This window comes from Neomelitea salexigens DSM 19753, assembly GCF_000422345.1.
Lineage (GTDB): Bacteria > Pseudomonadota > Gammaproteobacteria > Pseudomonadales > Spongiibacteraceae > Spongiibacter > Spongiibacter marinus_A.
The window spans coordinates 140447-155703 of the sequence record NZ_AULP01000008.1 but is presented as its reverse complement, the minus strand read 5'-3'; the positions used below and the strand labels follow the sequence as shown (position 1 = coordinate 155703).

Genomic DNA, 15257 nt, shown 5'->3' with positions numbered 1-15257 from the left:
CGAATTAAGTCAAGTACAGTAATGGGAAGATGATCAGCCAGAGTAGGTCTACCATGTGCCAATAACATGCAGTTACTTCGACAAAACGCATATCCACGACGCTGCTCATACGGGTGCTGATGTGCCAGAGCAATGATATCAGCAACCCCATGCCCACGAGTATATGTAGCAAGTGCAGACCGGTAAGCATAAAGTAGTAGGTGAAAAACTCGACTCGAATTGCCTCTTCAACTTTTGAAAGCAGCAAAGAGTACTCATGTACTTTGATGCCGATGAAGACCATCCCGAATAATATTGTAATGGCAGTGAATAGACGAGCCGGAACTAGAAGGCCGCGTTTCAAGTTGTCCACGGTAATCAGCATCGTCAATGAGCTTAGCAGTAACACAAAGGTGTTCAGGCTGCCCGTATTGCGGCTGAGAAATGACTGTGCTTCAGCGAATGCGTCTGGTGATGCTTGTTTGTAGAAGGAGTAGGTTGCCAAGAACAGCGCGAAGACGGACATATCGCCGAGATATAGAACCCAGGCACTGGACTCACCGGGCGCTGATTGGCGTATTGTGGAGGGTTGATTCATTGCAGAACCCCGATATAAATCAGTTCAGGTTAGTATCGCCCCTGCTTAAGTTGCGAATGGTTAAGACGATTAACATTGAAGCCCAAATAATGACAATGCTAAGTGCAACCCAGAATGCCAATAACCCATTCCAGGCAAACGGTCCGCTTTTGAACAACACCACTGGAAAACCGGGGGCCGTTAGGAGGGCAGCGAGCATACTGAAATATCCCATCCAACGCGGGAAAATTGGCTCGGAATTGTAGTCAGTTAAAATGGCGAACCCGACACAAAGCATCCAGACCATTATGCCGGATACAGGCATAGTGAACCCAATCCATGACAGGTCGTGGAGCAGGAGGGTGAGCTCTATGTCGCGGTCTGGTCGGAATGCAGTGACTGACCACAGGAGTACGCCTATGGTCACGATACCCGTTGTGACCACAGCGCAGCCAAACTGAGCACGGGCTAGAACCGGCTCGCCGCGCTCCATTCGCCGTATTTGGGTACTCCAGGCGCTTGCCATCGGAATGAGAAACGCCATCGAGAACATTGCGGTAGCGAGTCCGAATTGAATGCGGATGCTGTTCTGGCTGTAAAAATTTGCCACTTCTTGGGCCGTGGCTGATGGCGAAATTGGGGGGACCAGTCCAGCAATAATCCACCAGCCAACAAAAAAGCCAACTATGAATATGAACCCACTTGCAGCACACATTATTTGATTCCGGGCGTTCATATCTACTCCATGCTTTCTCCTTGAGAAATAGGAAAGTATCACTCACTAGGAACCGTCGTCCCCAAACTTTTGATTGGGTGTGTTCACCTTGGTCAAAACCGCCTGCATGGCTGCCAGCAAGGCGCGTTGCGCACCGGCACTGCGAGTATCGGGTTGAATTCAATGAAAATCATCGAGCAATTCGCATGTAGTCACGGGAAAAGCCGTATTTAGTGGCGTATGAGCCTTTTTTAGTTTTCCTACTAAGTGAATTCGTCAGTGGCAGTTCACGTTTCATGCTGTTGCGCTATGCTGAAATCAGTCTTTGCATTTGACACTGCACGTTAAGTCTATAAAGTGACATAGCGGTTTGCGCGGCTAGGCGGTTGCGTCAGCCGGAGCGTGGAGGAGGACACCCGTGAATAATAAGATAATGATAGTCGTTTTTACCCTACTGCTTGCCGCGTGCGGCGGTAGTAGCTCAAGCAGCAGTAACTCGGGTGGTAATCCTGATCCCGGCAATGGCGGCGACCCAGGCGGCCCCGGAACGGTGGATGATCGCGTTAGTCTGCAAGTGTTGTCGAATCGGCCAGACTTGGTTTCTGCCGGAGACGTATTGATAGAGGTGGTTGCAGAGGATGCCGCCGCCGTCGACGAGCTGGTACTGTTGCGTAACAACACCGACGTGACCCAACTGTTACAAGCTGACCCAGATAACCCGCTGCGCTTATTGGGGGTAGTCGATGGGCTGAGCGTCGGCGAGAACACCCTAAGCACCAATATTGGCAATAGCTTAACGGTAGTGAACCACCCCTCTGGCGGCCCGGTATTTACCGGCCCCCATATCCAGCCGTGGAAGTGTCAGGACGGCGCCGTGGACGAGAATTGTAACCAGCCTGTTGAGTACCGCTGGTTGTATAAATCCAGCAATTCCCTGCAGGGTGGTTTGCAGCCCTATGACATGGATAATCCGCCCGATGATGTGGCGATGACCACCACGGATAGCGGCGAAACCGTGCCGTTTATTGTGCGTCAGGAAATTGGTTATCAGGCTCGCGACCAGTACACAATTTTTACGCTGCAAAAAGTCGGCGAAGACTGGACGCCAGTGCAACCGCAGTCGCAGTGGAACCGCCGCCTGTTGGTGACCCACGGGGGTAACTGCCGCGGTGACCACGACACGAGCTCGGCGCGCACCGACGATTATGCCGGCACCATTCCCGGCAACCCGCTGATCGAGCAGTCCTATATTACCGCTCTAGGGCTGGGCTGGTCGGTGCTGTCCACCGCTCAGTTGAACTTGGGGCATAACTGTAACTTGAGCTATCAAGCCGAGTCGCTGCTGATGGCCAAAGAGCGTTTTATCGAGCAGTACGGCGAGCTGCGCTACACCGTTGGCACAGGCTGCTCAGGGGGTGCGATTACCCAAAATATGATCGCCAATGCCTACCCCGGCCTGTATCAGGGTTTGCTGACCACCTGTACCTACCCGGATGTGATGAGCACCGCGACCCAGTTTGCGGACTACCACATTCTGTTGAAGTACTTCGACTTTAACGTCGATACCACCGAGCCCAATACACCGGAAGACCTGATCGCTCACTTGGAAAATGTTGCCGGTGCGCAAATTGCACGCGACGGTACGCCGTTTACTGTTACCCAGCAAAATGCCATTTACGGCCATTTGAACGGCATTGTGAACGCCTCGTTGGCGGACTCGGCGTTGTTCGCCGAAGCGGTCGACCCTGCGTCTAACTGCGGGGGAGTGAGTGCTGAGGAACGCTTTGATCAGGACACAAACCCCGGCGGCGTGCGCTGCGATGTGCTTACCTTTATGCAGAACATGATCGGCGAGCGGGAGCGCTTTCCTGCCGAAGATCCCCGCGACCGCTGGAGCCAGATCGAGAAAGATCTGGGCTATGCCTTCTCTGGCTTTCCACTGGGTAACGAAGGGGTGCAGTACGGCTTAACGGCCCTGCAGCAGGGCATTATTTCACCGGCGCAATTCCTGGCACTCAACACCAATATTGGCGGCGTTGACCCCAGCTTGAATGTGACCGAGGAGCGTTTAAAGCCAGACTACCCGGCGCTGCCCAATGCCTATCGCACAGGCATTATGAACACGATTGTGAATATGGATACGGTGCCTATCATTAATATGACGGGCCCTGATCCCGGTGCGGCCCACGACAGTGTGCACGGCTACTGGGTGCGCTGGCGCTTGGAGCGGGAGTTCGGCCACCGCGACAACTTTGTGCACTGGGGCGGGCTGACGCCGCTGGTAGGCGATCTGAATTATATGAACCAGTCGCTGGTCGCTATGGCTTCTTGGCTGGACGCTATTGAAGCCGACACCAGCGACACGCCACTGGCACAGAAAATTATCGCCAATAAGCCGGCCGATGTGCAGGACCAGTGCAATGGCATTCCCGGTGAAATGTGCCCGGAGGAGTTGATGATGGTGTTCGGCACGCCGCGCACGGTGGCTGGCGCCGATAAATATGGCGACCAGGTGCAGTGTGAACTTCGGCCCTTCAGTCGCAACGACGACTACGGTCTGGGTAACGCCGTTTGGCAGGAAAGCGACTGGCAGGCGCTTGAGGAAACGTTTGCAACGGGTGTTTGCGATTGGACCAAGCGCCCGCTGGAATGGCAGCGCACGGTCACCTGGCTGAAATACCAGGATGCGCAGGGCGACGTGATTACCGGTGGCGAGCAAATGACGCCCGCTGACTTCCCTGCGGGTTGGGCGAGCCCCGCGTTTGCCAAGACCTGGGAGCCGGGCTGGCAGCAGCCATAAATATAGTGGCGCAGTAAGGCAAACTCAGTGCGGGCGGGATAGTGATTCATCCCGCCCGTTTCTGTATGGTGTGCGCTCTTTTTTGTGACTGCGACTCGCCTCATGCCCGATCACCACTATTCTGAATTGCGCCTCCACAGTGCTGATGGCACGCCACTATTTGCTCGCGAATGGCGTCCGGCAGGGCCTGCCAAGGCCTGGGTAACTCTGAGCCACGGCACCAGCGAACACTCCGGTCGCTACGCCCATGTAGCGAAGGCGTTTAATGATGCGGGTGTTGGCCTGGTGATGGCCGACCTGCGCGGCAGTGGCCAGAGCCCTGGAAAACGCGGCCATATTGAGCGGTTCTCGCAGTATTGTGATGATGTGCGGGCGGCGATCCAGCACACGCGGAGTCACGCTCCTGAGGTGCACTTTCTTGGCGGGCACAGCTTGGGCGGCTTGATCGCAGCGTCTATCGCGACCGAAAACCCCGAGGATATCGATGGCGTATTCTTAAGCTGCGCCGCCTTTCAGTTGGGTTTTGCGCCCGCGCCCTGGAAGTTGGCACTGAGTCGGGTGCTAGCGAAACTGTGGCCCAGCCTGCCTATAAGTAACGAGATAGATGTAACCCAATTGAGCCGCGATGCCAGCGTGGGGGAGAGCCAGCGGCGCGACCCCTATAACCACGGTAAGGTCACTCCGAGTATGTTTTTGGCGTTCATTGAGGCCCAGCAGCAGGTGATGCAGGATGCGCCGAACATTGAGTTGCCGATGCTGGTGACGCATGGCGGCGCCGATGCCATCAGCGCCTGCGAGGGCAGCGAGCGCTTTTTTGCCCAGCTCGGCAGTGAGAATAAACTGCTAAAGATCTACGATGGCATGTATCACGAAATCTTTAATGAGCTTGGAAAAGAGCAAGTGCTCTCCGATACAACTAACTGGTTTAAGGCCTTTAGCGCCTAGCCCATGGATTGCTCAAGCAAGGGCGATCCTCCTTCCTGCCGTGTGTTTCGCCGAATTCCTGGATTGCTTTGCAATACAGTTAGCAAAATGCTTTTTATTTTTGTGTTTTGTCTCAGCGATAACGCAAAGTTTTTAAACATCTCCTACTATTGATAAAAAATACTAATATTTCTCAGTGGCTTAGCGGGCTTTGTAGGCGCGCAGCGAATGATGCGCATTCTGTGTTTTCTTGGCACCGGCTTTGCAAAATGCAATCCATAACCATGATTGGGGGCAACCCCTTAGAGGACCTACAATGAAAGCGCTACCACTAGTTTTTTCTTGCCTGCCATTTTTTGTCTATGCCGATGGCGCCAATGAGGCGCTGCTCAAAACCTTGTTGGAGAACGGTGCGATTTCAGCCGCGCAATACGAGACGCTTTCCGAGGTTGATCGCGAGAAAAATGAGAGCGACGCCTTTGGCGGGCTCAAGCTGAAGACGCCTAACGGCAATAGCGTGCATATCGGTGGGCGAGTTGAGGCCCATTTTGCCGCGTACCAGGACGACCAACGCGATATGGGTGACGGCGCTATTCTTAGGCGTGCACGGTTTTTTATTAAGGGGAAGGTAGACGGCAATTGGCTGTATAAATTGGACTACGACTTGGTCGATGGCGGCATGAAGGGCTTGAAAGATGCTTACATCGGCTATCGGCGCGGTGATGGGGTAGAGCTGTATGCGGGGAATTATCGTGTTCCATTTTCGCTAGAGTTTCAGGCAAACCCGCATGCGAATACCTTTATGGAAAGAGCCCTACCGTTTGCGTTTGCGCCCGGCTGGCGCGTTGGCGCCGCTGCGCGTATTCCGGGAGAAAATTGGTTGCTGGAAGGCGGGGTGTTCGGCGATCGTCCTGCAAGGGCGAACAGTGCGGCTGACGGAGAGGCCGTCGGTGCGCTGCGGTTAACTGGGCGACCAATACGGTCTGGCGAAGATTTTTTGCATGTCGGCGCAGCCGTGCTGTACGGCACGCTGGGTGACCAGCCTCAGCTGCGTTACCGCAGTGGGCCAGAAAGTCGGACAAGCTCCGTTAACCTCGTCGATACCGGCGCAATCAATGGCGCGAGTGATTACTTTCAAAGTGGTTTCGAGGCATCAATTACCGCAAATCGCTTCAATGCTCAGGCGGAGTATATCGCTTTGGATATTCACCGTGAGCCATCAGATCTGCAGTTTTCGGGGTGGTACCTGAATAGCAGTGTGTTCTTAACCAATGACCGACGTCGCTATAAATCGGGGCGCTACATTCCAGTGAAACCGAATCAACCTATCGGCCGAGGGGGTGTGGGGGCTTGGGAGCTGGCCGCTCGGTTAAGTAGTATCGATCTCAGCGACGGCGACATTGATGGCGGCAAGCTTAAAGAAGCTACCCTGGCGCTGAACGTCTATGCGACCCAGCATGTTCGATTCTCTGGCGAGTATATTTACGTGCTAAGCGGCGACGACCGACCGGCGGTCGCGCAGCTGCGCGCAGAATGGGTGTTCTGATATGAAGAAGCTGATTGCAATCGCGTTGTTCTCTGTCTTCGCGCTAAACAGTAACGCTGAGGTATACCGAGTAGGGGTTGTTCCCCAGTTTGAGGCGCAGCGTATATCTCGTATCTGGCAGCCCATTTTGAATCGGCTTAATGCAGAAACGGGGCATGAATTTAGGTTGGAACAGTCGGAGTCGATTCCGGAATTTGAGAAAGCCTTTCTGCGCGGTGATTTTGATATTGCCTACATGAATCCCTGGCACGCCGTCATGGCATACGAGGCTCAACAGTATCGCCCGATTTTACGAGACCAGAGCCGAAAGCTGCGGGGCATTTTGGTGGTCAAAAAAAATGGACCAATAAAGAGCCTGGAGCAGCTCAATGGCAAGAACATCGCGTTCCCTGCGCCAAATGCACTGGGGGCGTCGCTGTTGATGCGCGCAGAATTGACGCGAGAGCATGGCGTTACGTTTACTCCGCGCTACGTTGGTACGCATTCCTCAGCCTATTTAAATGTCGCGCTAGGTAGCGCTGCGGCGGGTGGTGGAGTAATGCGAACACTGGCTGAACAGAGCCCTGCACTGCGCGATAAGCTGCGGGTGTTGTATCAGACCCAGCCCGTGAACCCACATCCGCTTGTTGTCCACCCAAGGGTGCCAGAGGAATTGGTAAATAGTCTGTTGGGGGTGTTTTTGACCGGCTCTGCGGCGGAGGAGCTCGCTGTCTTATTGGCGGAGGTCCCCATCCGGGACGCGGCGCAATCCAGTATTGACGACTACCTTAGACTACAGGATCTCGGTTTGAGCGATTTCTATGTTAACTAAGGGGGCCTTTTTTGGCCTGAGGCGTCAAAGCACATTGGTGACCTTGCTGCTCGCGGCGATACTGAGCAGCTCTGTCGTGTTTGTGGCAATGCCCCGTCAGGAGGCCTTCATAAACTCGCGGCTTACCGAGGTTGCTGAGCGGTCATTAAGGCAGCTTGCCGTCTCCATTAGCAGTCCGATATTAACCGCCGAGTACGCAGAGCTTTACGAGAGTATCGACGCTCAATTGGCTGAGCGTCCCGCGTGGCGCAGAGTGCGGGTGATCAGCGCCGAAGGCGCGCAGCTCTATCCTCTTGACGATTGGTCTGAAAATATTTTGCCCCGCGAATCTCTTATTAGTACCTCCATAAAGGTTGGCGAACGCTTGCTGGGCAGACTCGAATTGGTCGTAGATTTTGAAGACGACTTGGCGGTAGCGCGAAGCTTGCAATACCGCTGGGAGCTAGTCCAGCTCGCGCTGATTATCGCGCTGCTGTTGGCCTTACAGCTCATTTTGTCCAGGGTAATTGTGAACCCAATCGATGGGCTGATGGCGGCATTTAAAAAGCTCGCTGACGCCGACTACGATTACCCATTGCCGGAAAAGCCCAACAGCGAAATTGGTGTGCTGATGGAGGCTTTTGAAAAGATGCGTGATGAGGTCGCTGCTGATCGAGCAAACTTAGATAAGGCGCGGATCATAGCTGAACATGCGAATCGGGCGAAGTCCGACTTTTTGGCGAGTATGAGTCATGAGCTGCGGACTCCGCTTAATGCGATATTAGGGGTCACTGAATTGTGCCGGGAGGCCCCCGATGCCAGCGAGGAGCAAAAAGATCACGCCGGTCGTATTCACAGTGCGGGCAGTCATCTCCTGTCTCTGATTAACAATTTACTTGATCATAGTGCGATCGAATCGGGGAATATATCCCTGAAAATGCGTGCTCTGCCGATCAAAAACGTTATCGAAGAATGTGCGTCGTTAGTGGCGGTAATGGCCGCGGAGCAGCAGGTTGAGGTGGATGTTGATTACCGCGAGTGCAAGCAACTACACGTCAATGCAGACTATACGCGGCTGAAACAAGTGTTTTTTAACCTGTTGTCTAATGCTGTGAAGTATAACCGGCCGGGCGGCCACGTTCGGGTGTATTGCGAGCCTTGTGACGGTACAAACTTCAGGGTGGTCGTGGAAGATGATGGCTGTGGCCTCTCTGAAGAGGGAATCGCGAAGTTGTATACGCCGTTTGAGCGGCTCGGCGCTGAATTAAGCGAAATACAGGGAACGGGCATAGGCTTAGTCATCACAAGGGAATTAATTGAGATGATGGGCGGTAAGCTCGGGGTGCAAAGTGAAGAAGGGAAAGGCAGCCGGTTTTGGGTTGAGTTTAGTGCTGTAGACCTTGATGCGATTGCGGCAGAAGAACCGAGTGCGCGCCCAACAGCGGCGATGGAACCTAGCCGAAACATCGCCGGTGCCCGAAAGCTCAAATTATTAGTGGCTGAAGACAATGCCCTTAATCGGCATGTCCTGGAGTTGCAGATCGCCAAGTTAGGGCATGATGTAGAGTTTGCGAATGATGGTGAGCAGGCGTGGTTGCGGCTGCAAGATGCCGACTTCGATGTACTGCTTACCGATATTAAGATGCCTGAGCTCGATGGTGTCGACCTTATCAAGCGCTTGCGTCGCAGGGAAGCGGAGCAAGGTGGCTATCTGCCGGCGATTGCGGTTACGGCGAATGTTATGAGAGAGGATATCGATGCTTACTTTGCAGCGGGAGCAGATGGTTACCTGGCCAAGCCTGTGATGCTCGATGAGTTGGGAAAAATCCTAAGTAACGGCTTTCAGCCCTCTGGCGCCGTGGTGAGTACGCATACTCACAAAGCGGAAAGCACTGAGCTGCAACATATAGATTTAGCGTATTTAAAAGAAAATTTTGACGATGATCCGGCGTTGTTCTGTGAGCTCTTTAAAAGTTATATAGAAACGGCGCCGTCGTTAATAACGGCCATGAAGCAAGCGCAGCAAGCGGCTGATTCCGAGGGGCTAGCGCGGGAGGCACATTCTCTGAAATCCATCTCTCAGGCTATGGGCGTGACGGCTGTGGCAGCGCTCAGTGAACAGCTCGAGAGGCTCGCCAATGACAATGCGAATGCCGGGGGAGAGGGAGAGGTGTTGCTGCAAAACGTCGACAGCGCCTATGACGCAGCGGAAGCTGACATGCAGTCGTATATTGATGGGCAGGCTATCAGCGCGGGCTAGCTACCCCATCCCCATTCTGGAATGCTCGACACCCGAAAATCCTTAGTGTGTCCGTAGTTATCATCGTACGCCAGGCCTGATTGGCGCTATAGTGCCCGCTGTTTTGCTCAACAATAAGGAATAGCTATGTTCAGTCATATCATGGTGGGTGCGAATGATGTTGCCGCATCAAAGCGTTTTTACGATGCGATTCTTGGTGCCTTGGGCTATGAGCCGGGAATGATGGACGAGCGCGGCCGCTGTTTTTACTTCACCGCAACGGGCGTATTTGCTATTACTCCGCCGATCAACGGCGAGCCTGCTACTCACGGTAACGGCAGCACCATTGGCTTTGCCGCAAGCAGCCCAGAGCAAGCCGATGCCTGGCATGCTGCCGGCGTGGCCAATGGCGGAACATCTTGTGAAGATGCGCCGGGTGTGCGTGAGGGCGCAATTGGCAAGTTGTACCTCGCTTATCTGCGTGACCCTTCTGGCAATAAGGTGTGTGCGCTACACCGCGTGGAAAGCTAGGCCGGTTAGTCGGCGCTAGGCCAGCCCGAGGCTGGCCAAACTGGCGCTGACCATATTGCGCTTGCTCATATGCATGAGCGAAAGCAGGGCATTGGCGTCTTCGCGGCCGAGCAGTTTGCGCGTTATCTGGCGCTCACTAAGGCCGGAACGGTGCAGGGCTGCCACCTCATCGCGAAAGCCGCGAATAAACTCCAGTTTGTCCTGAAGTACGGTTTTGCCGTTCTTAACGACTGCGCGGTGAGAGCAGAGCAGCGTATCAAAGTCGAGTGATAGCACTTTCTCCAGGCTAGCAATCCACTCGCCCACATCGTCTTCTATGGTCATATATTTCAGCCGGCTGGAAACATACAAGTCGCCTGAAAATAGCCAGCCCTCATTGGGCTCCAGGTAGCACACCAGGTCGGAGGTATGGCCGGGGGTGTGAATGGGAATAAGCCGGTGGCCGCTGCTGGTGTCGATATGCGCAGGCAGCTGTGTGGGCTGGCAAGCGGGAACATTGCCGAAGGTCATACGACGGATCGCCGACAAACGCATACCTGCCTTTAACCTGTCGTGATTATTCCGGTGGCTGTATAGCGCCGCGCCGTGTTCGCGCTGAAAATAGTCGGCATTGCCGCTGTGGTCTTCGTGGTGGTGGGTCAGCACCACCTGGCGAACGGCAATGCCGGCAAAGTGCCCGCTCAATGCCTCGCGCTCGCGCGACGGCCCGGTATCGATGACGGTGTCGCCCAAACGGTAGACGATGCAACTGGCGGTAAGGTGGTAGCCGCCGCGTCGGTTAACACGGCCCAGGCGTATGCCCTCGATGCCGTTGTGAGAAATGCTGTGTATCAGTGCCATAGGTCTTATCCATTATTTGCGCCTAGCCTATCACTGCATGAGCCATGGGTTAACTTAACGGCTCGTAATGATGTGCGGTGCCAAGCCGGATAGGGGTGAACCCCAGCTTATTTTGCCAGTGCATTCTGGGCTACTATGTCGTCGCCAATAACAATAGAGAAGTTCCTTGAAGGTTTTAATTGTTGATGATCATTTGATGTTTGCCGAGGCCCTGGCACTGACCCTGCAGGCGAAACTGCCCGGCTGTGAGGTGGGGCAATACGGTTGTGCGCAGGCGCTATTGGGCGATGAGGCTGCGTTGGCCGCTGCCGATTTGTTGATCGTTGATGTGGCCATGCCGGACCTGGATGGACTGTCGCTGTTACGGATTTTGGCGAGTTCGCGGCACACGCTGCGGGTGTTGTTATGCTCTGGCGCCATCGATGAGGATGTGGTGGAAAAATCCCAGCGCCTGTCGGTGGATGGTTTTGTCGACAAGTCTGAGGCCGCTGCCGAATTGGTGACGGCGGTGACGAAGGTTATGGCTGGCGAAGGCTATTTTTCGGAATCCTACCGGCTGTTGGCCAGTCAAACCGCCGCACCTAGTATCAAGCTCAGCCGCCAACAGGGGGCGATATTGGCCCTGCTTCAGCAGGGGCAAAGTAATAAGGAAATTGCGCGCAGTCTGTCGGTGAGTTTGAACACCGTGAAAACCCATCTACGGCTGCTGTTTGATAAATTGGATGTGCCCAACCGCACCGCCTGCCTGGAAAAAGCCCGCTCCCTTAAGCTCTTGTAATCGTATCTGGCGCGCACAGCGAGGCGATACGCTGCAGCAGCTCGGGCAGGGCAACGGGTTTGAGTAGCAGGGCATCGGCGTTGAATGTTTGTTCATGCTGCCCGCGGCTATTGCCACTGAGCACGATTTTGGGCACAGGTTGTGGCCACCTCGATGTTAGTGCGGCAAATACATCGTTGGCGGTGTCGCCATTGGCGAGCTGGCCGTCGCTAATCATGACATCAGGGTTCATCTCGTCGGCGCCGGGCAGGTCGGCAAGCGCTTCTGCCAGGCTGTTAAAGGCGTAGACATCGGCGCCCCATTCCACCAGCGCCATCGACAACGCATCAGTAATACGTGGGTCGTCGTCCACAACAATAATGCGCAGCTGGCGCCCAGGCGGTAGTGGAGCTCCTTCGCTTGCCGGCGCCGCACTGGGCTTTTCCGCTAGCGGCAGTGCGACGGTGAAGCGGCTGCCTTGGCCGGGAGTGGAGTCCACGCGCAATGTGAACCCGCACAGTTCGCAGACGCGGCGGACAATGCTCAGGCCCAAGCCCAGCCCATCTTCGGCGTCATTGGATCGACTGGCTAGCTGGGTAAATTCCTTAAAAATACTGTCGTGGCGCATTGGGTCAATGCCGATGCCGGTGTCGCTAACGGTGAGTTCGAGCTGTTTTTCTGTGTGGTGACTACTAAGCCGAACGGTGCCGCGTTCGGTGTATTTAACGGCGTTGCCAAGCAGGTTGCGCAATAGCTGGTCAAATAACAGTGGGTCGGTATTAAGCCAGTATTGGCGCTGCACATCATTGTGTATTGCCAGACCTTTTTGTTGGGCCTGAGGTAAGCACTCATTGATGAGCTTGGCGAGGTGCTCATCCAGACAGAAGGGCTGGGGTTTGGCAGAGAAGTGCCGGCTTTGCAGGCGGGATAACAGCAGTAACTGCTCCAACAACTCCCCGCCGGAGGCGATGGCTGTGAGGATTTTTTCGCTGAGCTCACGGCTCGGTGCATCGCCCTGCTCGTTAATCAGCGAGGCGTAAAGCGACGCAGCTTGCAGTGGCTGGCGCAGGTCGTGACTGACCGCCGCCATAAATTGATTCTTGCTGCGATTGGCGCGCTCGGCGTCGCGCCGGGCGATATCGGCCTCGATGCGCAAACGAATATTGTTGAGCTGGGCTTTGTGTATGAACAGGCTGAACGCGGTCAGTGAGCACAGGGTGAGTAAGGGGATGCCTTTGATGAACCAGCTTTGCTCTGCGTGAAAGCGGATCAGATAGAGCGACAGAGAGATAAACAGCGGCGTAATAAAACTAATGAAGATATCGGGGTACACGCCCATGGACACAGAGGGCGTGGAGCTGATCAGGGTAATAACAAGCAGGAAGACTAAGATTTTCTCGGTGCTGGCGCCGTCAAAAAATAGATAGGGCGCAACGCACCAGAGTCCGCTCCACGTCAGCGCCATGCCAATATTGATGGCGTGCCACTTCTTGATTTTGCCACTTTCACTCTCGCGGTGACGTTTGTAGAAGCTCACGACCAGCAGTGAGACGGCGCTGGTTGTTAGCACCAGCGTCGCCCACAACAGCGCATCAGCCCGGCTCATGGCGCCGTTAAACGGCAGCAGCAACGCCAGGGCTATGGCTGCGGAGACAACAATACGAGACCCCACTTCAGCCATAAACAAATTGTGCCGTTCGCGGGTGATCTGACTTTCCGGCGGGAGGTCGGGTAAGTAGTCGTTAGCAGGTGCTTTCATCGGGGCTTCGTTCAGACAGGGTCAGATCATAGTGTCGCAGCCTGTCATTCTGTTGGCTTCGCCCATCAGAGTGAAGTTTTATTTTTATGGCTTTGCTTAAATTTCATCCGACGACAAGTGTTCCTGTTAGGTAACTGAGAGATTTAAGCACGATGAAGAGACCCGTTTTTTTCCAAGCAGCCCTGGCGGGCGCAATGTTCACCCTCGCTGCCTGTGGCGGTGGTAGTGGTGGTGGCAGTACCACCAGTGTGCCGGAGGGGACTCCGGGAAGTGTTGAGCGCCTGCTCTTTCCTGTGAACAGCACGTCAATTCCCAGTCAGTTCGACATGTACGCCACTGACGGCAGCGCTGAGGGCACGGGCTTGCTGAAGGACTTCAATGAAGGGCAACCGGCTGTGCAACAATATTACGATGGCCGAGACCCGATATTGTTTGGCGATGGAAAGTTCTATTTTAGTGCCCAATCCCCCAACGAGGGGCGTGAGCTGCGGGTCAGTGACGGCACCGAGGCCGGCACATCAGTGCTGGTGGATATCGAAGGCAGTAGCGGTCCGCTGGATTTGCAGTGGATGGATGGCAAGCTGGCGTTCAGCGCGGGTACAACGGGCTTTGCTCGGGAGTTTTTTGTTTACGATCTCGACGCGGAGACGCTGACAGAGATTGATGTGGGTGGTGTGGCCTCAAAAAACATTCAAGGCATGCAAACGGTCGGCAACTCAATCTTTATCCTTGGCCGAGGGATAACATCAGATAGCCGTAATGTTCCTGCGCTGTATGTGAGCGATGGCAGCCAGGAAGGTACGCAGCTGGTGTTTGTTGAAGGTGAGCCGGTTGGTGGTAGTGTGGCCGTAAAGCAGCCGACCGAGTCGCTGGCGGTGCAGCGCGCTGAAGCGCCAGCAAATACGCCCTATGTGCTGGCCGACGACGATTTCTACCCCACGAATATCAAACCGTATAGCCTAACGAGCTTTGCCGGGCGGCTGTTCTTTTTGGCCAACAATGCCCCCAACAACCAAAGCTCGTTGGTACTGTACAGCGTGGCGGAAGACGGCAGTGATGTGCGCCGCGAGCTGGGTGAGGACGTGACCTTCGTTCAGAATTTAACGGTGGTGGGCGATACGCTGTACTTCTATGCTGACCGCAGTATCAATGCCGCTACCTTCACCCGCCATGTCTACGCCTATGACGGCACCACGCTGCATGAGAGTGGTGATTTCCCCGAGGAGCTTTTTGCCTCGAATTTTTACGCCACCTCGCTGGGCTTGTTCGTTGTGACCACCAACTACGTGTATCGCACTGCGCTTGAAGAAGGGGAATTCACCTATACTCCCATGCACCCGGGCGACGCTATGACTACCTACAAGAGCGTGAAATCGCGGGCGCAGTTCGGTGAGTTGTTCACCGAAGTTGAGGGCACCATTTACTTCGTGGCTGACACCGTTATTGACGGCACGGCGGTTGGTGAAGAGCTATGGAAAACCGACGGTAGCGCTGAAGGCACCTCACTGGCGCTAGAAACTAACGACCTGACCACCGGCGATAATCTGTCTTCGGCGCCACGGCCGCTGTTGGCTCGCTATGCAAACGCGCCCTTAGTAAGCGGCGAGGTGGCTGGCAAGTTGTTTTTCTCAGCCTATGACAACTCGGCGACACCCACCCTGCATGCCTACATGACAGACGGCACCGCCGAGGGCACGGTTAAGCTGCTTGAGTTACCCAACCAAAGTCGCCGAGGCCTGTAGCGTAAATTTCGAGTGGCCAGATAGGGATGCGTCACTGGCAGGGATTGCTCTAGGCACG

The 15257-nt window shown here is 54.8% G+C and carries 12 protein-coding genes; 8 read left to right on the top strand and 4 right to left on the bottom strand.

The features are described from left to right. Positions 1 to 4: 4 nt before the first annotated feature. The gene (locus H573_RS0112780) at positions 5 to 577 is read right to left on the bottom strand and encodes a cytochrome c oxidase subunit 3 (protein ID WP_027874628.1); all 573 of its coding nucleotides are present in this window, start codon (positions 575 to 577) and stop codon (positions 5 to 7) included. 19 nt (positions 578 to 596) lie between these two features. Next, on the bottom strand, positions 597 to 1292 hold the full coding sequence (locus tag H573_RS0112775; protein WP_027874627.1) for a DUF4386 family protein: 696 nt from the start codon (positions 1290 to 1292) through the stop codon (positions 597 to 599). Positions 1293 to 1689: 397 nt separating this feature from the next. Here H573_RS0112775 and H573_RS18110 point away from each other — a divergent pair, with 397 nt between their 5' ends. The 6 genes from H573_RS18110 to H573_RS0112745 all read left to right on the top strand — a co-directional run bounded on the left by H573_RS18110 (position 1690) and on the right by H573_RS0112745 (position 10101). Next, positions 1690 to 4071 carry a DUF6351 family protein gene (locus H573_RS18110; protein ID WP_154653893.1) on the top strand — a complete coding sequence of 794 codons (2382 nt, stop codon included), beginning with the start codon at positions 1690 to 1692 and terminating at the stop codon, positions 4069 to 4071. Positions 4072 to 4155: 84 nt separating this feature from the next. Next, positions 4156 to 5016: an alpha/beta hydrolase gene (locus H573_RS0112765; RefSeq protein ID WP_161624264.1), complete on the top strand. Its 861-nt coding sequence runs from the start codon at positions 4156 to 4158 to the stop codon at positions 5014 to 5016. 295 nt (positions 5017 to 5311) lie between these two features. Beyond that, positions 5312 to 6541 (top strand): OprO/OprP family phosphate-selective porin, encoded by a 1230-nt coding sequence (locus tag H573_RS0112760; RefSeq protein WP_027874625.1) that lies wholly within the window; start codon positions 5312 to 5314, stop codon positions 6539 to 6541. A gap of 1 nt (position 6542) precedes the next feature. Then, positions 6543 to 7352: a phosphate/phosphite/phosphonate ABC transporter substrate-binding protein gene (locus H573_RS0112755; protein WP_027874624.1), complete on the top strand. Its 810-nt coding sequence runs from the start codon at positions 6543 to 6545 to the stop codon at positions 7350 to 7352. Further along, positions 7342 to 9591, top strand: coding sequence for an ATP-binding protein (locus H573_RS19095; RefSeq protein ID WP_051171272.1), 2250 nt, complete (start codon positions 7342 to 7344; stop codon positions 9589 to 9591). The genes H573_RS0112755 and H573_RS19095 overlap by 11 nt, the downstream gene beginning before the upstream one ends. Positions 9592 to 9717: 126 nt before the next feature. Next, positions 9718 to 10101 (top strand): VOC family protein, encoded by a 384-nt coding sequence (locus H573_RS0112745; protein WP_027874623.1) that lies wholly within the window; start codon positions 9718 to 9720, stop codon positions 10099 to 10101. 15 nt (positions 10102 to 10116) lie between these two features. On the opposite strand, the gene H573_RS0112740 is transcribed toward H573_RS0112745, so the two are convergent. Then, complete coding sequence (locus tag H573_RS0112740) at positions 10117 to 10941, bottom strand: MBL fold metallo-hydrolase (RefSeq protein WP_027874622.1); 825 nt, start codon at positions 10939 to 10941, stop codon at positions 10117 to 10119. A 166-nt stretch (positions 10942 to 11107) separates the two neighbouring features. Here H573_RS0112740 and H573_RS0112735 point away from each other — a divergent pair, with 166 nt between their 5' ends. Next, positions 11108 to 11719, top strand: coding sequence for a response regulator transcription factor (locus tag H573_RS0112735; protein ID WP_027874621.1), 612 nt, complete (start codon positions 11108 to 11110; stop codon positions 11717 to 11719). Here the strand turns inward: H573_RS0112735 and H573_RS19090 are convergent. After that, a complete protein-coding gene (locus tag H573_RS19090; protein ID WP_027874620.1) occupies positions 11706 to 13457 on the bottom strand; it encodes an ATP-binding response regulator in 1752 nt (583 codons plus the stop codon). The genes H573_RS0112735 and H573_RS19090 overlap by 14 nt on opposite strands. Positions 13458 to 13609: 152 nt before the next feature. Between H573_RS19090 and H573_RS0112725 the strand changes: the two genes are divergently transcribed. Continuing rightward, positions 13610 to 15199 carry a hypothetical protein gene (locus H573_RS0112725; protein ID WP_084498062.1) on the top strand — a complete coding sequence of 530 codons (1590 nt, stop codon included), beginning with the start codon at positions 13610 to 13612 and terminating at the stop codon, positions 15197 to 15199. The last annotated feature ends 58 nt before the right edge of the window (positions 15200 to 15257 follow it).